Source organism: Mesorhizobium sp. RCAM 05104, from assembly GCF_059683645.1.
Map to the genome: position 1 here is coordinate 1,229,040 of NZ_CM185033.1, position 20,517 is coordinate 1,249,556.

Annotated in this window: 20 protein-coding genes; 13 read left to right on the forward strand and 7 right to left on the reverse strand. The window is 58.7% G+C overall.

The features are described from left to right. Positions 1 to 9: 9 nt before the first annotated feature. On the reverse strand, positions 10 to 1,947 hold the full coding sequence (gene cysN, locus AC56QP_RS06405) for a sulfate adenylyltransferase subunit CysN (RefSeq protein ID WP_489860465.1): 1,938 nt from the start codon (positions 1,945 to 1,947) through the stop codon (positions 10 to 12). 2 nt (positions 1,948 to 1,949) lie between these two features. Further along, the gene (gene cysD, locus AC56QP_RS06410) at positions 1,950 to 2,855 is read right to left on the reverse strand and encodes a sulfate adenylyltransferase subunit CysD (RefSeq protein WP_489863669.1); all 906 of its coding nucleotides are present in this window, start codon (positions 2,853 to 2,855) and stop codon (positions 1,950 to 1,952) included. Between the two features lie 491 nt (positions 2,856 to 3,346). On the opposite strand from cysD, the gene AC56QP_RS06415 reads away from it, so the two are divergent. Further along, complete coding sequence (locus tag AC56QP_RS06415; protein ID WP_489860464.1) at positions 3,347 to 4,645, forward strand: O-antigen ligase family protein; 1,299 nt, start codon at positions 3,347 to 3,349, stop codon at positions 4,643 to 4,645. Between the two features lie 17 nt (positions 4,646 to 4,662). Further along, positions 4,663 to 5,610 (forward strand): NAD-dependent epimerase/dehydratase family protein, encoded by a 948-nt coding sequence (locus AC56QP_RS06420; protein ID WP_489860463.1) that lies wholly within the window; start codon positions 4,663 to 4,665, stop codon positions 5,608 to 5,610. 47 nt (positions 5,611 to 5,657) lie between these two features. Here AC56QP_RS06420 and AC56QP_RS06425 read toward each other — a convergent pair whose 3' ends face one another. The 4 genes from AC56QP_RS06425 to AC56QP_RS06440 form a co-directional block, all read right to left on the reverse strand. Continuing rightward, on the reverse strand, positions 5,658 to 6,197 hold the full coding sequence (locus AC56QP_RS06425) for a sugar transferase (protein ID WP_489863668.1): 540 nt from the start codon (positions 6,195 to 6,197) through the stop codon (positions 5,658 to 5,660). Between the two features lie 120 nt (positions 6,198 to 6,317). Next, positions 6,318 to 7,250, reverse strand: coding sequence for a glycosyltransferase family 2 protein (locus AC56QP_RS06430; RefSeq protein ID WP_489860462.1), 933 nt, complete (start codon positions 7,248 to 7,250; stop codon positions 6,318 to 6,320). Positions 7,251 to 7,329: 79 nt separating this feature from the next. Next, positions 7,330 to 7,644: a polysaccharide biosynthesis protein gene (locus AC56QP_RS06435; protein WP_497109027.1), complete on the reverse strand. Its 315-nt coding sequence runs from the start codon at positions 7,642 to 7,644 to the stop codon at positions 7,330 to 7,332. Next, positions 7,550 to 9,319: an SDR family NAD(P)-dependent oxidoreductase gene (locus AC56QP_RS06440; RefSeq protein ID WP_497109028.1), complete on the reverse strand. Its 1,770-nt coding sequence runs from the start codon at positions 9,317 to 9,319 to the stop codon at positions 7,550 to 7,552. Before AC56QP_RS06440 ends, AC56QP_RS06435 begins: the two co-directional genes overlap by 95 nt. Before the next feature lie 419 nt (positions 9,320 to 9,738). Between AC56QP_RS06440 and AC56QP_RS06445 the strand changes: the two genes are divergently transcribed. The 8 genes from AC56QP_RS06445 to AC56QP_RS06480 all read left to right on the forward strand — a co-directional run bounded on the left by AC56QP_RS06445 (position 9,739) and on the right by AC56QP_RS06480 (position 17,317). Next, positions 9,739 to 10,530: an ABC transporter permease gene (locus AC56QP_RS06445; RefSeq protein WP_489860460.1), complete on the forward strand. Its 792-nt coding sequence runs from the start codon at positions 9,739 to 9,741 to the stop codon at positions 10,528 to 10,530. Continuing rightward, a complete protein-coding gene (locus tag AC56QP_RS06450; protein ID WP_489860459.1) occupies positions 10,493 to 11,278 on the forward strand; it encodes an ABC transporter ATP-binding protein in 786 nt (261 codons plus the stop codon). The genes AC56QP_RS06445 and AC56QP_RS06450 overlap by 38 nt, the downstream gene beginning before the upstream one ends. 35 nt (positions 11,279 to 11,313) lie before the next feature. After that, complete coding sequence (locus AC56QP_RS06455) at positions 11,314 to 12,444, forward strand: DegT/DnrJ/EryC1/StrS family aminotransferase (protein ID WP_489860458.1); 1,131 nt, start codon at positions 11,314 to 11,316, stop codon at positions 12,442 to 12,444. Beyond that, positions 12,429 to 13,379 carry a glycosyltransferase family 2 protein gene (locus tag AC56QP_RS06460; RefSeq protein WP_497109029.1) on the forward strand — a complete coding sequence of 317 codons (951 nt, stop codon included), beginning with the start codon at positions 12,429 to 12,431 and terminating at the stop codon, positions 13,377 to 13,379. Before AC56QP_RS06455 ends, AC56QP_RS06460 begins: the two co-directional genes overlap by 16 nt. Beyond that, a complete protein-coding gene (locus tag AC56QP_RS06465) occupies positions 13,376 to 14,314 on the forward strand; it encodes a WxcM-like domain-containing protein (RefSeq protein ID WP_489860456.1) in 939 nt (312 codons plus the stop codon). Before AC56QP_RS06460 ends, AC56QP_RS06465 begins: the two co-directional genes overlap by 4 nt. A gap of 1 nt (position 14,315) precedes the next feature. Beyond that, positions 14,316 to 14,696 carry a hypothetical protein gene (locus tag AC56QP_RS06470; RefSeq protein ID WP_489860455.1) on the forward strand — a complete coding sequence of 127 codons (381 nt, stop codon included), beginning with the start codon at positions 14,316 to 14,318 and terminating at the stop codon, positions 14,694 to 14,696. Further along, positions 14,672 to 16,201, forward strand: coding sequence for a glucosyltransferase domain-containing protein (locus AC56QP_RS06475; protein WP_497100634.1), 1,530 nt, complete (start codon positions 14,672 to 14,674; stop codon positions 16,199 to 16,201). The genes AC56QP_RS06470 and AC56QP_RS06475 overlap by 25 nt, the downstream gene beginning before the upstream one ends. A 255-nt stretch (positions 16,202 to 16,456) precedes the next feature. After that, positions 16,457 to 17,317: a class I SAM-dependent methyltransferase gene (locus AC56QP_RS06480; protein ID WP_497100633.1), complete on the forward strand. Its 861-nt coding sequence runs from the start codon at positions 16,457 to 16,459 to the stop codon at positions 17,315 to 17,317. Positions 17,318 to 17,382: 65 nt separating this feature from the next. Here AC56QP_RS06480 and AC56QP_RS06485 read toward each other — a convergent pair whose 3' ends face one another. Continuing rightward, complete coding sequence (locus AC56QP_RS06485) at positions 17,383 to 18,417, reverse strand: hypothetical protein (protein WP_497109030.1); 1,035 nt, start codon at positions 18,415 to 18,417, stop codon at positions 17,383 to 17,385. On the opposite strand from AC56QP_RS06485, the gene AC56QP_RS06490 reads away from it, so the two are divergent. The 3 genes from AC56QP_RS06490 to AC56QP_RS06500 all read left to right on the forward strand — a co-directional run bounded on the left by AC56QP_RS06490 (position 18,416) and on the right by AC56QP_RS06500 (position 20,515). Continuing rightward, positions 18,416 to 18,787: a hypothetical protein gene (locus AC56QP_RS06490; RefSeq protein ID WP_489860451.1), complete on the forward strand. Its 372-nt coding sequence runs from the start codon at positions 18,416 to 18,418 to the stop codon at positions 18,785 to 18,787. The two genes, AC56QP_RS06485 and AC56QP_RS06490, sit on opposite strands and share 2 nt — an antisense overlap. Then, entirely contained in the window at positions 18,784 to 19,590 is an 807-nt protein-coding gene (locus tag AC56QP_RS06495) for a class I SAM-dependent methyltransferase (RefSeq protein ID WP_489860450.1), read from the forward strand. Before AC56QP_RS06490 ends, AC56QP_RS06495 begins: the two co-directional genes overlap by 4 nt. Positions 19,591 to 19,780: 190 nt before the next feature. Next, positions 19,781 to 20,515, forward strand: a complete 735-nt coding sequence (locus AC56QP_RS06500; RefSeq protein WP_489860449.1) for a class I SAM-dependent methyltransferase — start codon at positions 19,781 to 19,783, stop codon at positions 20,513 to 20,515. Positions 20,516 to 20,517 lie beyond the last annotated feature (2 nt).

The window sequence follows — 20,517 nt, forward strand, 5'->3', positions numbered from 1 at the left end:
AGCCCGTCGTCAGATGCCGCCGCCGCTGTCGTATTGGTCTTCGGCAATGTCGCGCTCGTTCAGCCAGTGTTCCAGGGTATCTACCATCTCTTCGGCCGATTTGCCGAGCGTCTTCAGATGGATTTCCGGTTTTTCCGGCGCCTCGTAAGGGGAATCCACACCGGTGAAGTTCTTGATCTCGCCGTTCAGCGCACGCGCATAGAGGCCCTTCGGGTCACGCCTGGCGCATTCCTCGAAGGGCGTATCGACAAACACCTCGACGAATTCGCCGTCGGTCATCAATTCGCGCGCCATGCGCCGCTCGGCGCTGAACGGCGAGATGAACGAGACAATGACGATCAGCCCGGCATCGGCCATCAAACGCGCCACCTCGGCGACGCGCCGAATGTTCTCGACGCGATCGGCGTCGGTGAAACCAAGATCGCGATTAAGACCGTGACGGACATTATCGCCGTCGAGGATATAGGTATGGCGGCCAGAGGCGAACAGCTTCTTTTCGAACAGGTTGGCGATGGTCGATTTGCCGGAGCCCGACAGTCCGGTGAACCAGAACACGGCGGGCCGCTGGTTCTTCATGTCGGCACGCACGCGCTTGCCGACATCGAGCGACTGCCAGTGGATGTTCTCGGCCCGGCGCAGCGAGTGCAGGATCATGCCAGCACCGACCGTGGCGTTGCTGATGCGGTCAATCAGGATGAAGGCGCCGGTCGTGCGGTTCTCGGCAAATGAGTCGAAGGCGATCGGCGTCCGCGTCGAGATGTTGCAGATGCCGACTTCGTTCATTTCGAGCGACTTGGCCGCCTCATGGGCAAAGTCGTTGACGTTGATCCGGTATTTCAGGTCGGTGACGGTGGCGCTGGTCTGATCTGTCTCGGTGCGCAGGATGTAGGAACGGCCTGGCAGCAGCGCATGCTCGTCGAACCAGACGATGTTGGCGGCGAACTGGTCGGCGACCTGCGGCCGAGCGGCCGGCGAAACCAGCATGTTGCCGCGTGAAATCTCGACCTCGTCGTCAAGGACGAGCGTGACGGCCTGGCCGGCCGCCGCCTGGGCGAGGTCGCCGCCATACGAGACGATCCGCTTGACGCGCGAGGATTTTCCGGACTTGGCGACAACAACCTCGTCGCCGGGCGCAACCGAGCCGGAGGCGATCGTGCCGGCAAAACCGCGGAAATCGAGATTGGGACGATTGACGTACTGGACCGGGAAACGGAACGGCAGCTCGACCGCGGCTTCGTCGACCGACACGGTTTCAAGATGCTCGATCAGCGTCGGGCCGGAATACCATTCAGTCTTGTCCGATCGGCTGGTGACGTTGTCGCCATAGCGCGCCGACATCGGGATCGGCGCGATGGTCTGGAAGCCGAGATCGCGCGAAAACTGCCCGTAGTCTTCAACGATCCGGTCGAAGATCGCCTGGTCGAACCCGACGAGATCGATCTTGTTGACGGCCAGCACGATGTGGCGGATGCCGAGCAGTGAGGCGATGATCGAATGGCGCCTGGTCTGGCGCAGCACCCCCTGCCGCGCATCTATCAGCACGATCGCCAGGTCGGCGGTCGAGGCACCGGTCGCCATGTTGCGGGTGTATTGTTCGTGGCCGGGCGTGTCGGCAACGATGAATTTGCGCTTCGGCGTGGCGAAGAAGCGGTAGGCGACGTCGATGGTGATGCCTTGCTCGCGCTCGGCCTCGAGGCCGTCGACCAGCAGCGCGAAATCGATGTCGTCGCCGGTGGTGCCATGCTTGCGCGAATCGCGTTCGAGCGCGGCGAGCTGGTCCTCGAAAATCTGCTTGGTGTCCGACAGCAGGCGACCGATCAGCGTCGACTTGCCATCATCGACGGAACCGCAGGTCAGGAAGCGCAGCAGCGACTTCTTCTCCTGCGCCGCCAGATAGTCGCGCACGTCGTCGGTGGGGGCGAGGCTCTTTGCCATGATGTGGCGCATGGTCAGAAATACCCCTCGCGCTTCTTCTTTTCCATCGAGCCGGCTTCATCGCGGTCGATCAGGCGACCCTGCCGTTCCGAAGTGCGCGCGGTCAGCATTTCGCCAACGATGGCCTCCAGCGTGTCGGCATCCGATTCGATCGCGCCGGTCAGCGGATAGCAGCCCAGCGTGCGGAACCGTACCAGCCGGTTCTCCACAACTTCGCCGGGGCGCAGTTTCATGCGCTCGTCATCCCTGAGGATAAGCATGCCGTCGCGCTCCACCACCGGCCGTTCCTTGGCGAAATAAAGCGGCACGATCGGGATGTTTTCCTGCAGAATGTATTGCCAGATATCGAGTTCGGTCCAGTTCGACAGCGGAAACACCCGGATCGATTCCCCTGACGCGATGCGGGTGTTGAATATCTTCCACATTTCCGGCCGCTGGTTCTTCGGATCCCATACATGCTGGGCATTGCGGAAGGAGAAGATGCGCTCCTTGGCGCGCGACTTCTCCTCGTCGCGACGGGCACCGCCAAAGGCGGCGTCGAAACCGTATTTGTCGAGTGCCTGACGCAGGGCCACGGTCTTCATCACATGGGTATGTGTGTTCGAACCGTGATCGAACGGATTGATGTTGTCGCGCACGCCATCCTCGTTGACATGGACTAGGAGGTCGAAGCCGAGTTTCTGCGCCATCTGGTCGCGAAAGGCGATCATCTCGCGGAATTTCCACGTCGTGTCGACATGGAGGAAGGGAAAGGGCGGCTTGGCGGGATAAAACGCCTTCATCGCCAGATGCATCAGCACGGAAGAATCCTTGCCGACCGAGTAGAGCATGACCGGCTTGGCGAAGGCGGCCGCAACCTCGCGGAATATATGGATGGATTCGGCTTCAAGCCGTTGCAGATGCGTAAGCGCTATTGTCATGGACTGTGAGCGTTCTCTCGTGCCTTCCGACAGAAGGACTTGCGTGAAATCATCGAGCTTTTGCGCCCGGTTCATGCTTCGCTTCTGGATAAACATGTTTCAAGCGGGCCTTCTAGCAGATCGCCGCCGCCCAGAACAATGCAAGACGAGCCAGGCGCCGGTCCGTTCGAGAATGAATTTTCCACACTTGGGCCAAAACCCGGAAATTTCTGCTCGCACCGTCAATTGCCGAGAAATGGCGAGAAAAATATTGCTTGAGGGACCCTGGCGGCGCCCCTCCCAGGGCCTTCTCCAATCGCCCGGAGCCAGCTGTCGATTTGCGGTGGCTATCGGCCCTGACGCACTATCGAAAGAGCAGCCCAGCCGCTATACCAGCCTCTGAAAGCGGGCAAGACGCATCATACGGCACGGGCAATTTCGAGGCGGGCATATTTGATTTCGCTCAACAAGATCTGCCGTATGTAGTTTCCAGAGATTAGCGAGCCAGAAAATTGACCCGGCTTTCCTCCATAAGACAGCAATTCACGCCTTCGCGCGTCAATATCTATTTCTCCATTCTTTGCTTCTTTTTCCCACCGGTTCTGGGATCGGTGGTCAGCTTTGTGTTCAATGGCGGTGGCCTGTGGTCCGTCCTGTTGATTGCCTCCAGGAAAAGGCGCTTCAACGTCGACCGACCCATGATCGCGCTGACGGTCGCGATCTATGCCTACTGCGCCGCCAACCTCATCGCCTCCATCGTCAACGACTCGATCGCTCGGGATGCGCCACACCTGATCCCGCTCGTCACGTTCCTGTTTTTTCCAATCTCCTATTCGACCTGGAGCATCACGCGTAAGGCCACGCTTGTCCGCATCATCGTGCTCAGCAGCATGGCCGCCTGTTTTGTCGCGCTGCTGCTGGCGATCTTTCAGCAATATTGGCTAGGGATGAGAGCCGAGGGTGGGGCCGGCAATGCGATCGTGTTCGCTCAAGTCCTCTGCCTTGCCGTGATGATGTGCGTGGCTGGCGCCCTGTCGGGTGTCGAACGATACAGGATCGCCCTAATCTGCGCCGCGCTTGGCGGAGCGGTGGCCATCGTCTATTCCGGTACACGGATTGTCTGGCTGGCGCTGCTGATTTCCGGCATCGCCGTTCTGCTGATCAACCAACAGAGACTAAGAGGGTGGACCCTCGTTCGCCTGCTCCTGCTTCTGGCGGCGGTCGGCATCGTGATCGCGGCTTTCGGCTTCCAGACGATTGCCGAGCGCCTCGACTTTCTGCGCTCCGACTGGGATGCGCTCGGGGCGCACGGCAACTACGACACCTCGATGGGAATACGTATTGCTCTTTGGGAGATCGGCCTGAAGGCATTCCGCGAGATGCCAGTGTTCGGACATGGGGCCGGTGCGACCCAGCTCTTGATAAAGCAAGGCTTCCAGGATCAGTTCGCGCTGTCGCTAGGCTTCAATCATTTCCACAACGGCTTCCTGACCGCCCTGGTGCAGGCAGGAATCCTGGGCGCCGTGACCCTAGCGGCGATTTTTGTCGTTGCCGCCAGAAATACCGCGCTGGTCCTGCGAAACAGCACCGATCCGATCGAGCGCTTCGGCGCCACCATGCTTGTTGTCGTGGTGATCACCTATCTCACGTCCGGAATGACGGGCATCCTGGTTGGTCATGACATTCTGGACTCGGTGCTGATGGTCTTCCTGGTGAGCGGGACATATCTCGCCTCCGGACACCAGGTTTCATTGGTGGAAGCTCTTCCACCAATGACGGAAGACCAAGCTCTTCCGTCAGTCACGCAATAGATGTTCCGGGTAAGGCAATGAAAGTCCTGGTCACAGGCGCGACGGGTTTTATCGGGCGCCTTGTCGTGCGCCACCTTCGCGAGGCCGGGGCCGAGCTTCGCCTTGCCTCCCGCCGCCCGGAGAAACTGGGGGCGGAAAACGACACTGTGCCCATGCCCAATTTCGATGCGCCGGCGTCGGCTTTCCTGGCACTCACCAGGGATGTGACCCATGTCGTCCATTGCGCGGGCCTGAACAATGATCAGGGCAACGCCACCGAAGCCGATTATCGGGCGGCCAATGTGGAATTGAGCGCGCGGCTGGCGCATGCCGCGGCCGCACAGGTGAGCGGACGCTTCATTCAGCTGTCCTCGATCCGGGCCGTGATCGGCGCTCGCGTCAGCGCAACGATCGACGAGAACACGCCCCCTGCCCCGCAATGCGTCTATGGACGCTCGAAACGCGACGGCGAAATCGGGGTTCTCGGCGCCTATGCCTCGCAAGGCCGTTCCGATGCCGCCGTGCTGCGCCTGCCTCCTGTCTATGGAAGCGGCATGAAGGGAAACCTGGCGACGTTGATGCGCCTGGCCGACACCAGCTTGCCGCTGCCGACAGGCGCCTTGACGGGAATCCGCTCGCTGATGTCATCCGAAGCCGCGGCGCGAGCCGTGTCGCACCTTTTGAGCCATTCAGCGTCGCTTCGCCCGGTCTATGTCGGCGCCGATGTTCCGCCGGTCGCGGTCTCAGCCATCATCGGCGCTTTTCGCAGCGGTCTTGGACGGCCTCCGCGCCTGATCGCCGTGCCGGCCGGCCTGATGCGACCGGCCGCGGCCGTGCTTGGCAAGCGGGCGTTCTGGGACAGCATGACCGCGACACAGATATGCGATCCTTCCCTGCTGGTGTCGGAGGGCTGGCTGCCGGAGACCGGCACGCTGGAGCGGCTGGCCGAGATAGCGCGGCTCAGCAAATCTCGAATTCTTGTTTGACCATGATCTTTCCGAGACCGCCTTCAACCTGTGGGGTCATGGTCCGCTCAGCCTCGATAGAGCGTCCTGAACAGGATCCGAAGGTCGAGCCATAATGACGCGCACTTGAGATAGGCGGCATCGGTTTCCGCCAGAAGCGCCGGGCTCGACATGTCTATGCCCCTGATCTGGGCCAGGCCGGTAATGCCCGGAAGTGCCCCCAGGACCCCCAGCCGCCTGCGATATTCGATCACCTCCGTCTGGGTCGGCAGAGAAGGGCGAGGCCCGACCAGGCTCATCTCGCCTCTCAGAACGTTCCAGAACTGCGGCAGCTCATCGAGCTTGAACTTCCGCAAGACCTCGCCAACCGAGGTCACGGCGTTCACGGGCGTCTCATGCGAGGGCAATGATGGCGTCCCGACGTACATCGTCCTCAACTTGTGACAGCGAAACAGCGCGCCGTCGCGACCGACCCGTGTCTGGGAAAAAATCGCCGGACCGGGAGACGATGCCCGAACCGCAAGGACGGCGAGCAGAAAAACAGGAGATGTGACCAGCAACAGCAGGGCCGCACCGACAAGGTCGAAGATTTGCTTGGCTGTCTTCATGAACGGCCGATAGCGCTCCCTGCCAAAGCCATGAGGCAACGCCACGTACGGAGCCCCTCGATCCGGTCGACGTAGCATGAGGTTATCTGTTGACCAAGCGCGCCAGGCATCATTCGTTGCTCAGATACGACCCAGGATGAATGCGAGATAGAGCCCCAGGGTCCCGGCAAAAGTCTGTCGATAGACACCGCTCTTGCGCAAGCCAGCCAAGCGGTGGAAAAGACTGCCCTGCCGTGCGCTGGTGAACAAGTCGAGGCACGTCGCCGCATCCGGGGTAAGGAGGTCGCGATTGACGGCAAGGCCGTCGAGGTTGAGATCGGTCCAGCCGGCAAACTCGCCCCTGAACAGGCGGCCAAGCCGGGAAACTCTTGCCTGCCACGACACGTTGGCGCCAACCAGGTTTGCGGGATGCTGCCGGTAGCGCACCAGCGGCCGCGGATCGTAGCGAACGACGCCGCCGGCGGCGGTCACGATGAGATAGGCCCACCAATCATGGCTGACGAACCCTGTGCGCGCGCAGGCCGTAGCCAGCAGGTCGCGTGCGACCGCGTTCAACAGGATGGTGTTGCCGCCGGCGATGCTTTGCACAAGCGCGTTGCGAAAGGACGGCGGCCGGCGAAACAGCGGCGAATAGCCGACAAGGCTTCCGGTCTCGGTCATGGTTGCTGTCCGCGAGCAGAACATCAGCGGGGTTCTTGCATCGAGCCCCTGCATCCAGCGGACAGCGGTTTCCAGCCTGTCGGGCTCCCAGATATCGTCCTGGTCGCAGAAAGCATAGCAGTCCGCCTCGATGTGTCGATCCAGGATCATCGAGCGGAAATTGGCGGCGAAGCCTTGCCGCGGACCCTCCAGTAGGGTCATTCGCCCCTTGGACCAGCGGGGCCTCCAGGCCTCGATGATGGCGGTCGTGCCATCGACGGAGCCATCGTCCGAGATCCACAGGTCGATGAGAGGGTGCGACTGCGCGAGCAGGGACCGCATTTGCTCGTCAATGAAGGCGGCGCCGTCTTTCGTGCCCATCAGGACTGCAATGCGCGGATCTTCCTTGCTCACCAGCTTCAAATACCCTGCAAATGCCCAGGAATGGCTGGGCCTGTCCGAACCACGATCAAGATCATTCTCTGAATTGGGTCTAGGTCGCCCGCCCGGCCGTTTTCGGGATCACGTCCGGAGGTGCGCTCCCCCTTGCCCTCTTGGCGCGGTCAAGGCCGGCCAGCACGGCAAGCGAGGAAGTCTTGTCCTGGCTCTTCATCGATTGCTGCAGTTCCGTGAGCGCGGCTTGGACATCCGACCATTCCACGACATCGGTGCTCAGGCCGAAAATCTTCGAAATGCCGAGCTCGACCAGCTCCTCATCTTCCCCATGCAGCGTTTCGTGGAGCTTTTCGCCCGGCCTTATGCCGGTGAACCGGATCGGAATGTCCGTGTATGGGTTCTTTCCGGACATGCGAGATCATCGTTTCGGCTACTTCAAGGATCGGCACGGGCTTGCCCATATCGAGCATATAGACGGCACAGTCGTGGCCGCCCTGCCGCGATGCCGCATCGGCCGCCGACATGATGACCAGATCGACGGCTTCGGCCACCGTCATGAAATAGCGTGTCATGCGCCGGTCCGTGATGGTGACGGGGCCCCCGGCCTCGATCTGCGCCTGGAATATGGTCGCCACCGAACCATTGCTGCCGAAGACGTTGCCGAAGCGGACGGCTATGAACTTGGTGGCGGACCGGCGCCCGCCCGGCTCGCTCGCGGGCGCCCCATGCAAGGCGCTGACGATCTGTTCGGCGGCCCGTTTTGTCATGCCAAGCACCGATGTCGGATCCACCGCCTTATCGCTCGACACCATGACGAACTGCGGTACACCGCATTTGGCGGCGACCTCGGCGCAGACGAGCGTGCCGAAAACATTGGTCTGGATCGCCGAATCCCAGTTTTCCTCGAGCAGGGGAACATGCTTGAGCGCCGCGGCATGAAAGATGATGTCCGGCCTGAATTCCGTGACGACGCGCGTTATCTGGCGCCGGTCGGCAACGTCGACGATGCGGACCTTGAGGCGGTCATGGTGCTTCTCGTCAATGTACTGGCTCAACTGGAAGATGCCGAATTCGGAGTTGTCGGCGACCAGCACCGCCTCGGCTCCCAGCTCCAGCGACCGTTTGACCAGCGTTCGGCCGATGGACCCGGCGCCTCCCGTCACCAGGACGCGTTTGCGGCCGACGAAGGCGCCGATACGCTCGATATCGGACGGGACTGTCGGGCGGCGCAGGATGGTTTCCATCTCGACAGCGTCGAGAACGAGCTTGCCCTGCTGTTCCAGTTGCGAAAGACCGGAGAATTGCACCACCGTTATATCGCCGTGCCGGGCGACGCGGACGAGCTCCGTATACTCCTCGATCTCATGCTCGGCACCGCTGCCGAAAATCAGCAGATCCAGGCTTTTGGTGCCGGTTGCATAGTCCTCCAGGACATCGACCAGACGCGGCCGGGTCGCCACCACGGGAACGCCCTGAATACGCGTTCCCAAGGGGGCGCCTTGCTCGGTCGCCATGATGCCGGCGATGGAATAGTCGGCGGGCTCAGCCGTGCGCGTGAAGCGGATGATCAGGTCGGCTTCGCCGAGCCGGCCGACGAACAATGCCCGCTTGGTCCACGAATTGTCGCTCTTGCGGCTCAGTATGCCCCAGCTCGCGCCGTCACGAAGGAAGCGGTAGAACAGCCGCGGCCCCGATATGATGGTGAAGGAGACGAGGAAGAAAACAATGAACTGTCGTTCGTTGAGGCCGGCGACCGGCTGGACGAAACGAACCACCAGCGAAGCCGCGTAAAGAGTGAGCGTCAAAATCGCGCAGCTCTTCAGGATGTTGAAAAAGTCGGGCGTCGAGGCAAAGCGCCAGACCGTGGTGTAGAGACCGCTATACCTGAACAGCAAATGGCTGATGACAACGATGCTCGCCCAGGTGGCCAAACCCTCGTTGGAGAGCGCACCGAACGAAAGATCCGACCGCGAAAGGCTGAGGCTGAGCGCCACCGCGACCAGGACCATGACCACGTCCTGGACCATGATGAAGGCGCGCCGCATCTCCGGCCTGAGTCCGAATACAGCTTCCAGGTAGGAATTCATTGGATGGCACTAGACTCCAGGCTCTCGGACATGGACACCTGAAAAGCGCGAACACGAAACATTCGTGGCCGATCACTCTTTCAAAGTGCCATCCCCGGCCCCCGCCGTGTTGTATCGCATACTGCGGGCTCGAAGTCATAGCCAGATGTTTTTTCCGTAAAGCGTGTGAATAAGAGTAAGATTTACGTCGTGTTGCCGAATGGTTGCTGCCGAGCCCGCGGCCAGCCTTGCGATTTTGCATAATGCCGCAACGTCAGCGTGTATCCAGTTTTGCCGCGGTTGACTCTGCTCTCGACCTCGTTACGACGCAATGCGTTGCCATATGCTCTTCGAAATGGCTATTAGGGAGGGGGCTTGGTGGTTCGCTATGGCCAGCGAAGAGTAATGCGCCGGAACAACAGATTGCGATACCCCAAACGATGATTGCGGCACTAACCGGCGCTTTTGACGACATCTCCAGGGCCATGAGGCTGCACAGGGTCTGGATTGCGCTGGCTCATGAGGACATTGGCGACCAGCACAGACGCACGACTCTCGGACCGCTTTGGCTGCTGGTCAACTACGTTGCGTTCGTAGGCACGTTCGTCTTCGTGTTCCAACCTGCCGGCAAGGATGCCGCGGGTTATGCTGCCTATGTCGCGATCGGCCTTCTGGTATGGTTCTACCTGATGGAGGTCATGTCCCTGAGCGTGTCGCTGTTCCAGCGCGAAGAGAGCTTCATCGAAGGCACGACGCTGCCTTTGTTTGTGTATGTGCTGCGGCTGACATTGCAGTCCGCCATCCGGGCGGGCTATGCGATCACGGGTTGCGTTGTCATTCTGCTCTTGAGCGGCCCCCCTGTCGCTTCGCCGTGGCTGTGGTCGGTTGCAGGACTGCTCCTTATACTGCTGGTCACGCCCGCAATGATTACTGTATTCGCGTTTCTGGGAGCTTTCTTTCCCGACAGCCAGTTCATTGTCGGTAATTTGCTGCGGGTAGGCATGTTCTTCACGCCCGTTTTCTGGGTGTACAAAGGACAGGAAGGCATACAGAAATACGCGTATCACTGGAATCCATTCACGTATTTCCTCGAGATCGTCCGTTTGCCGATATTGAACGGAGAATTGCCAGCTCATGCTTTTGGGGTGACGATCATCATGTCGTTGGCGACATGGATGATTGCATTGCTGCTGCTTGGCCGGTACCGCAAGCAAGTCATCTTCATCATCTGAGTTTTCGATGGTTTCTATCAGACTGGACAACGTTAGCCTTGTTTACAAGCTGCACGAGAAGCTGACGCTTTCCGCGCCGGACCGGCGCGTGGGTGGGCCTGGCGGCAGAATCGAGGGCTCGGGCAGAAAGCAGTTTGTGCAGGCGCTCGACGGCATAAGCTTCGAGTTGAAGGCCGGCGATCGGCTGGGACTGGTTGGCCCGAATGGAGCCGGCAAGACCACCCTGCTCAAGGTGCTCTACGGGATCTACGAACCATCCGGCGGAAGTGTCGCGATAGAAGGCAAGGTCGACGCTCTTTTCAATATCAACATAGGCTTTCGCCGCGAAGCGACCGGGCGCAGGAACATCGTGTTGCGTGGGTTGATCAGCGGATGGACGGAGGCCGAGATCGAAGAGAAGATGGAGGATATCATCGCCTTCAGCGAGCTCGGGGACTTCATCGACCTGCCGTTCAAGGCCTACAGCCAGGGCATGGCGGCGCGATTGGCTTTTTCGGCGGCAACCGCGCTTGACCCCGAGATTCTGCTGATGGACGAGTGGATCGGCGCCGGCGACGCCTCTTTTCAGGCCAAGGCCAAAAGGCGCATGGATGAACTGGCGGAAAAGGCCGGCATCATCGTGCTGGCCAGCCACAGTGAGGCCCTTATCCAAAGCGTCTGCACGAAAAAAATGACGCTCAGGAGCGGTCGGATCGAATCGTTCACGACAGAGCCGGTTAAGCGTGCTGGAAAGCCCGCCAAGCTCTAATCCTTTTCGCGGGTATCGGATAGCGAGACTGACGCATGACGAAACAAGACTCCGTTCCGATGAATGACCTGAAGCGCCTGTATCAGCGCTATCAGGTTGAAATCGAGCGTGAAGTAGCGAGCACGCTGCGGTCCGGATGGTGGCTCAACGGCGCGGCGGGCAAGAGATTTGCGGCAAATTTTTCCAAGTATATAGGTGTTTCGGAATGCGTCCTTGTCGCCAATGGTACCGATGCACTTGAATTTGCCTTGGCCGCTGTCATCGGGCGCAACGGCTCGCGCGGGCGCGAAGTCATCATCGCGGCCAATGCAGGGGGTTATGCCAGCTGCGCCTGCTGGCACAACGACCTCGTTCCGCATTACGTCGACATCGAACCGGCTAGCCAGCTCATGGACATTCAATCCGTGTTGAAAGCAGCCAATGCAGACACCGCCGCGATCGTTGTCACCCACCTTTATGGTGGCGTCGTCGACGTCCGAGCCATGAGGGCCGGACTTGCCGAGGCTGGCCTCTCGCACATTCCAATTGTGGAGGACTGCGCGCAGGCGCACGGGGCAAGGATCGCAAACGAGGTTGCGGGTTCGCTGGGAGATATCTCCACTTTCAGCTTCTATCCAACCAAGAATCTTGGAGCCATGGGTGACGGCGGTGCTGTTCTCACCCCTGACGCGTCAGCCGCCGCGCACATACGGCAGTTGCAGCAATATGGCTGGAGTTCAAAATATCATGTCGGCGTACCCAACGGCCGCAACTCTCGCATGGATGAGGTTCAAGCCGCGATACTGGACGTTTTGCTGGGCGATGTGGATATCCGCAACGGGCAGCGGCGCGCCATCCTCGGCCGGTATAAATCGAGCGCCGGGCGCCGAGCGCAATTCCTGGAAAGTGGCGACGGCGCTGTCGCACACCTCGCCGTCGCGCTCTGCGACGACCGGGATGCATTCCGAGCGTTCATGAAAGAGCGCGGCGTCGACACCGACATTCACTATCCCGTGCTGGACTGCGACCAGATCGGCTGGGCGGATCTGCCGATGAAGGGTACGGAAAATCTCGCCGTTTCAAGAGCCAGCGTCAGCCGTCTATGCTCCGTCCCTTGCTATCCCGACATGACGAGCGACGAAATAGAGCAAGTGTGCCTGGCGCTCCGCGAATGGGAGGCAATGTGACAACACGTTCGATCGTTTTCCCGATCTATCGAAATCAGGCGAACATCCCTTCCCTTCTGCAGGCGGTCGCCAATTTCCATTCCAGATATCGAGGTGACATCGAGTTCGTGTTCGTTGTCGACGGATCGCCGGACGAATCCGGCCCTCTGCTGGTCAAGGAATTGAAGGGCTCTGGCTATGACTACAAGATCATCTTCCATAGCCGGAACTTTGGCTCGTTCACCGCCATTCGAACCGGGCTCGAACATGCCTCAGGTGACCAGGTCGCCGCCATGGCCGCCGACCTGCAGGAACCACCGGAACTGATCGTCGAATTCTTTTCGAAACTGGAAAAGGATGAAGCCGACGTGGTGTTTGGGCAGCGCACCGGGCGTAGCGATCCACCCCTGACCAAATTTCTGTCCAAGGCTTTCTGGGCCGCCTACCGCAGGCTCGTCCTGCCAAGCATGCCGAGCGGCGGCGTGGATATTTTCGCCTGCAACCGTCAGGTGCTGGAGGCGATCCTGTCGATCGAGGAGCCGAACAGCTCGCTTGTGGTGCAACTGTTCTGGGTCGGCTTCAGGCGTGAATTCGTGCCTTACCGCCGTCGCGAACGAGAGCACGGAACAAGCGCCTGGGGCATGGCACGGCGGTTTAGATACATGATGGACAGTATTTTATCGTTCTCTGATTTTCCGATCATGCTCACACTCTGGCTAGGTTTTGCAGGCTGCGTGCTAAGCCTTCTGTTTGCAGTTGTTACCGTGATTGCGCGCCTGCTCGGCAACATCGACCCCGCTGGTTACACGACGCTGGTGCTGCTCATCACCGGCTTCGGGTCGGCCAGCCTCCTGGTTCAGGGCATTCTTGGCTGCTATCTCTGGCGCGCCGTTGAAAACACCAAGTCACGCCCTCTCAGGATCATCAGCCGCGTCGTTGACGGAACAGCCAAATGACCGACAAGCCATTTTTCGTGCATGAACGCGGCATCTGCGAGAGCCCTCAAATCGGCAGCGGGACACGCATCTGGGCGTTCGCCCACGTCCTCCCCGGCGCCGTGATCGGCTCGAACTGCAATATCTGCGATCACGTCTTCATCGAGAACGATGTGGTCGTCGGCAATGATGTGACCATCAAGAGCGGCGTGCAGCTGTGGGATGGCGTACGTCTGGGCAATAGCGTGTTTGTCGGTCCGAACGCGACCTTCACCAACGATCGCTTCCCGCGCTCCAAGGAATATCCCGCAGCGTTCCTGCTGACGACGGTCGAGGACGGCGCGTCGATCGGCGCCAACGCGACAATTCTGCCGGGCGTTGTCATTGGCCGCCATGCGATGATAGGCGCCGGCGCCGTGGTGACCAAGAATGTGCCCGCCAATGCTGTTGTGGTCGGGAATCCCGCCATCATCATCGGCTACCAGACCGGCCCGCGGATCGTGCCGGCCGTCACGCAGACGTTCCCCGGCACGGTCGGCGAAAAAATGTCGCTTGCGGTCGGCGGCAGCGAACTCTGGCGGCTGCCGCATTTTGGCGACCTGCGCGGCGAACTCGCACCGCTGGAGTTCGGTTTGAACCTGCCGTTCAAGCCGGCGCGGTCGTTCCTGGTCTACGGCGTGCCGTCAGACAAGGTCAGGGGCGAGCACGCGCATCGCGAGTGCCACCAATTCCTTATCGCTGCTCACGGCAGTCTCTCGGTTGTCGTGGACGATGGCCATGACAGGAAAGAGGTTTCGTTGACCGAACCGTCGATCGGGCTCTACATACCGCCCGGCATCTGGGGGATTCAGTACAAGTTTCAGCCGGATACGGTGCTCCTGGTCATGGCCTCGCATCCCTACGATGCCGACGACTACATCAGGGACTACACGGATTTCCTGGATACGGTCAGGTAGGATGGCCGCTGATCGAATTGGTGGGGACGCGGCCCGGTTCCTCGTTGCCGGCGGCCTGAACACTGCCCTGACCAGTATCGTCTATTTCGCCGGCCTCACCGTGCTCAGTTCGAGCTTGTCTTACGGCCTCGCCTGGTTGGTAGGCCTCGTATTCGTGATGACGTTTTATCCCGATCGTGTCTTTCCCGGAGGCCGTACAGGCTTCGCGGACCGACTGGCGATCGGCGGTTCAATCGTAGTCGTGTTCGTGATCGGACTTATGATCCTTCGCGTCCTTGAAAGCGCCTTGCAGAACACAGCATTGGCCTTCTTCGTGACCCTTGCCACGACGACCATCCTCAACTTTGTGATTTCTCGATGGATACTCCGCAGACCATGCTGATGCGACCAAACATAGTCCGACAGGCAATCAATCTTTTTGCGATTTTCGTCGCGATGTATTTCTCTGAGCTGGCTTCCTTTTCGCTTTCAGTCGACGAGGAACTAGCCGCGTTCAGAACCGATGCGTCGATTTGGATCATTCAGGGGCGCTGGGGGGCATATCTGATCGAGAGATTTCTCATCCCCCATCCCGTGATGCCTCTGCTGACACCAGCCGTCTTTGGCGCCGGTTGCGTAGCTGCCTATCTCCTCGTCATGGACGCCATCGACAAGCGCGAGCTTTCCATCGCGGAGTATGCATGTTTTGCGATCTTCTGCGGTTTCCCGACCTGGTTCTTCATCGTCGAGTTTTATTCGAACATCGCCGCTGTCGGTATTGGTCTGTTCGCCACCGCGCTCGCGCTTTGGCTGATCGTCAGGAGTGACGTTTCTGTACTCAGCCCGTCCTTCTTGGGTGCAGTAGCCGCTGGCGGTTTCGCGATCTCGATCTATCAGAGTTTCGCGCCGGCAATTCTGGTATTGGGCATCGCGATCTCAATTCTGCAGACAAGGGCTGGCACGGAAAAATCGCTGCCGAAAGGCCTGTTTCGGATCGGTGTTCTGCTGGCCGGCGCCACATTGTTCTACATCATCGGCAACGCCATTTTCAGATCGTTCGTCTCCGGCAGCAACGCCTATTTCGACTCGCTTTCCCAGCCGGGTTTTCTGTTTCAACATCCGGTTATGGTCATTGGACGCGTGTTGGAGGCGATGAGCGGGGCTTACGCTCTGGACCAGGGCACCTATGGCGTTGCGCTGTGGGCAATTCCTCTCTTGCTGATCCTGGGCGGCTGGGTACTTTTCGCGGAATCGCCCCGCACAAGACTGTTGTTGACGGCAGCCGCCTTCGTTTCGTTGCTTGTTCCCTTCGGTCTTCATTTGCTCGCGGCGGGCAGCATGCCTGTCAGAAGTCTCGTTGGGGTTCCGATCGCGGTGTGGCTGTTTGCTTATGTGGCGGTTACGAGCGGGAATTACAGGATTCGTGTCGCCTCGGCTATTTTGCTCGCGGTGGCGCTCTTCCAGATCCAGGTCATCCAGAACTATCGTCAGGCGTCCAGCTATCTGGTCGACAAGCACGATACTCTTCTGGCGGGAGCCCTCTACGAGAGGTTGTCGGCCACGCCCGGTTTCGACGCAAAACGCAGCTACGCCTTGAGCGTGTTCGGTGCGCAGCCATTTGTGACAACCTATCCCAGGCCGCCCGGCTCGACAGTCGGTTATTCGTTCTTCGAATGGGACGGTGGCAATCCCTGGCGTATCGCTTCCTATATGAAACTTCTGGGCTATTCTAATTTGACAGACCCGACCCCGGATCAAGTCGACCAAACGATCGTCCGTCTTTCAACCATGCCGGTGTGGCCCGCTCCCGGCAGCGTAGAAATCAAGGACGACATCGCACTGATAAGGCTCGGCGAGACGCCTAGCTACGCACATCAGCAAGCCCTTGAAAGGATGGCCAAGCGTTGAAGGGCCCCGCAATTGGTCCTGCTCGTGAAAGTCCTGTAGTGTGGTTTGGGACAGCTTCTCCTCGCTGCGGACTTGACATGCGCCCGACTAGTCTAGGTTTGACCCGTATGTCGCCAGCTCTTGAAACGGTGGATCGGCGACCCGTCGAGCCAGTGTTCTGCGGTGATTCCTTTGGTCGTTGATTGGTTGACTACAATCCGACGCGTGCTACACGGTCACGCATACCGAGAAACCTCACGAACAGCACGAGGCCGCATGTTTTCCACTGCCGTTCCACACTTGAATGCTGCGGAACGCGCGGCGGCCAGCGGATGCACGGTTGAAGAGGCACTCGTTTTTCTACGCCGAATGAGCCTGGACGACTTCGGCCTCCTTATGATTTCCTTGCCGAACAAGGACTATCCTGGTTTGTCGCGTCTTCTGCCCGCGATGGCCAGCGACGAGGTGCAGAAGACCTGGACCGGAGCATCCGGTCTCGACCTGTATCGGCAGACGGTATCTTTTGCCCGTCAACTTGAAAACAACTACACCCGGCATGTGAAAAAGCCGCTGGCAGACTCTGACATCCTCGACTTCGGGTGTGGCTACGGGCGTATCTTGCGCATGATGTATTACTATAGCGACCCGTCGCGCATATGGGGCATTGACGCCTGGGAAAAATCTCTCGACCTATGCCAAGAGGCAAGGCTGCCTGGCAAGTTCGCTCAATCGGAGCGGATGCCTTCTGGTCTACCCGTCAATGGTCAAAAATTCGATTTGATCTTCGCCTTCTCGGTATTCACTCATCTCGCGCCCGCAACCGCGAAAACCTGCCTTGCTGCGCTTCGGAACCACATCAAGCCCGGCGGATTGCTCGTCGCCACCATTCGGCCCATCGAATTCTGGCCGTTCATCGATGGAATTCGAAAGACTTCCATCGCTGCGGAGATGGAGTCGAACCACCGCCTTAACGGATTTGCCTATCTTCCTCATGGTGGTGTGGAAGGTGAAACGTATGGCGACATCTCTTGCGAAATCGATTTTTTGAGGGGGAACGGCTGGACAGTTGCAGGACATGACCGATCCATACTCGATCCATTCCAAGTGTCGGTGCTGATGCAGCCGGCTTCCCTATAATGATCACAAACTCAAGCCGTGCTCTGGCTCTCTGTTGCAGGATACACCGAACGCCATCCTAGACGTCACAAGTTCATAGATCTCGATCTTGCCGCCCGTTTCATCTGAATATTGCGGACCCCGTCCAGAATACAGTCATCCGACCGAATAGCGAAACGCTCTAAACCATTGGGACCGATCTGGTTAAGGATAGCCAATCCGCGTGAAGCCATGTCGGCGTCGGTCATCTCGAGATATGATAGCTGGTTTACTTCCGGGCGCCAATGTCGGTCCAAGAAACGTGCCGGCTCAGAGATATCGGAGAATTCTGAGAGAATCTGCAAATTCTCTTTCCGGAAGCGTTCTTCTATACTTTTGGCTGTCAGCAAGTCGAGCAGCGGAGCGTTGTAGCGCTTGTATTCATCAGGCAGCACAGTCAGCAACCATGTTTCGAGCTCTACGTCATGATAGCCCGAGAACAGCTTCTGCGCCTTTTTTGACATCAGATGGAGCAGAGAATAATCAAGCCCCTCGTTTGCCCTCAGCTCTTGAGGGGACACGCGGCTCCCGATCCAATCGAAGAAATCCGAAACGACACCGCCTCCGACAAGAGTCGGGCCCAACGGCCTCAGAACGACCTGGGCTCGTGGCAGTGCGGTTCGCCATGCGTTTAGCGATTCCAGGCAATCTGGAACTCCGGTCTCCAGGCAACGCTCTACGAATGCTCGAAGGCTGGTACCGTCCTTCATGTACCACTGCTTCCACGCGCTCGGTATCCATTGAAACTGCGGGCGCATGTAAAAAACGACGGCCGTATCGATCTTTGAATCAATCCCGGAGAAGATTTTTGACATCCGTGGAGATGAAAGATTCTCTGACGAAAGTATCGTGACCGCCGGTGAAAACTTCTTCACCTCCCGATAGAGCCGCTCGGTCAATACCTCGTTTCTCTCCCAAGCCTGTTCGATCAACCATTGCGGGATTCCGGACCGATTGAACGACAGATCATCACCAATCTTGCGAATTCCATCGCGTTCAAGCGCCTCTGAATTGGTATGCAATGCTTCTTGAATGGCGCTGCTGCCAGTCTTGCCGAAGCCGGCGTGGATAACAAGTTTCATGTTCATCCGCCTCAACTTAAAAGCCCTGCGGCGAAAGCGAAAGCAAAGCTTTCACTACGCATATAAACCGGAGCTTCGCGAAGTCCACGTTCGATCTTTAGATATCCAGAGCATTTTCGGTGAACTTCACAACCGACGCTTCGACGACTGCAAAGCGGACAGCAATCACCCCGTGCGCTCACCGATTGTCGAAACCCTCCAACTTGCGAACAAGACAGAAGATATCGCGATATTTGCCAAGAGATGCATCGGAAATTGCCCTATTATAAGCTGCAAAGAGCCGCTGGGTTGGTCGGCTCTGCTCGGTCATATTGCGCGAAGCAAACGCGCCAGATATGGATGCGACCGCAACTGGGAGCCTGAAATTTGAGAAGACTGTCTAGTTTCATCCGCAGATTTGAAGAGCAGCCGCCGCTATTCGACGAGCTGACGTTCATCCGCAAACGATACAAGAACCTTGAGGTTTCCAAGGTTGTTGCGGAGAACGATCATATGTGGAACACAGGGCCGAAGTGGTATTTCGGCGTTGGCGAAAGCGGCCTCAACGCCTGCATCAACGCATTGTCTCATTCGTATCTGCCGAGCGTCCGACGCATTCTAGATGTACCATGTGGGCACGGAAGGGTTGCTCGCTATCTCCGGGCGGGGTTTCCGAACGCCGAAATGTTCTTTTGCGAGATCGACAAGTCTGGTGCGGACTTCTGTGCAAAAGAGTTCAGCGGCACCGCGATCTATTCTCAGGCTGACCTCACAAGAGTCAATCTTCCGGGCAATCTCGACCTGATCTGGGTCGGCTCACTCTTCACGCACGTCGATGAAGATCGAACACGCCGCTGGCTGCAACACCTGTCTTCGCGTTTGGCCCCGCATGGCGTTCTGGTCGCCACCTTCCATGGCCTTCAGTCAATCACCCAACAGGAAAGGGCTCCAATGATCGCTGGGGCCCAATGGCAGACGATCATGGAGCAGTATGGCAAGACTGGTTATGGCTACGCCCCCTACACGGGAAACGAGTTCGGCGACTATGGCGTTTCTCTGTCGGCCCCATCGAAGGTTCTGGAAATTGCCACCAGCATTCCAGGCGTCCGTGTCGCGTCTTTTTCGGAGCGAGGATGGGCGAACAATCATGATGTTCTGGCCCTGACGAGATACGATAGGACAGCCGGCCTTTAGCTTGTTTCGCAGGCTTGCTTGTAACGGTGAGAAAGGCCCCCGTATGGGCCGTTTCGCCGAGGCAATCGGCGAGGCCCAGGTTATAAGCTATAATGGGCATTCCTGTACCGGGGCAATTGGCGGACCTGAATTGCACGCCACCGGACAAGACAACTTGAGATGACATTCTGTGGCCGAGCGGAGGACTCCAATGCCGATAGGGTTTCAGGCTACTTGCCCGATTTGCGCCGAGCGGAAGACGTTCACATCACCAGACGACTATGACAGCTGCAGAGACTCTCTTGTCGCCGTCAATTGCCCGCTGAACAATTGCGTGACGCGCGAGCGGGCAGCAGCCGATGTGGTATTCTCGCTCTTTCCAAGAGAAGCTTTTAGCACACTCCGCGTCCATGAATCGGCGCCGGGCGGTCGCGGCCTGTCATTGTGGCTTTGGTACAATTCGAAGCAGAAAGTATTTTCCGGTTACTATCCCGGCAGGCCTTTTGGGTCGATGGTCGAGCACATCAGAAACGAAGATCTGGAGAACCAAACGTTCCCTGATTGTAGCTTTGATCTCGTTATCCATCTTGACGTCATGGAGCACCTTTTCGACCCGTTCGCGGCATTGAGTGAGATATTCCGCACTCTCGATCACGGCGGAATTTGCATCTTCACCACGCCAACATACGCCGAGAAAGTGACTTCGGAACAGGTAGCCTTTCGGGAGGCCGATGGCATAAGGATTATCGGCGAACCCGAATATCATGGCAACCCACAGGATCCGACTGGGTCACTGGTCACATGGCGTTACGGCTACGATCTACCCCTGTTGATACAGCGCCGCATCGGCTTCGATGTCGAAGTCCGGAGAATGCAGTCGAAGCGCGTAGCCGTCCTCGGCCCTATGACCGAGGTCTATATTTTGAGGAAGCCAGCAAAGTCTTAAGA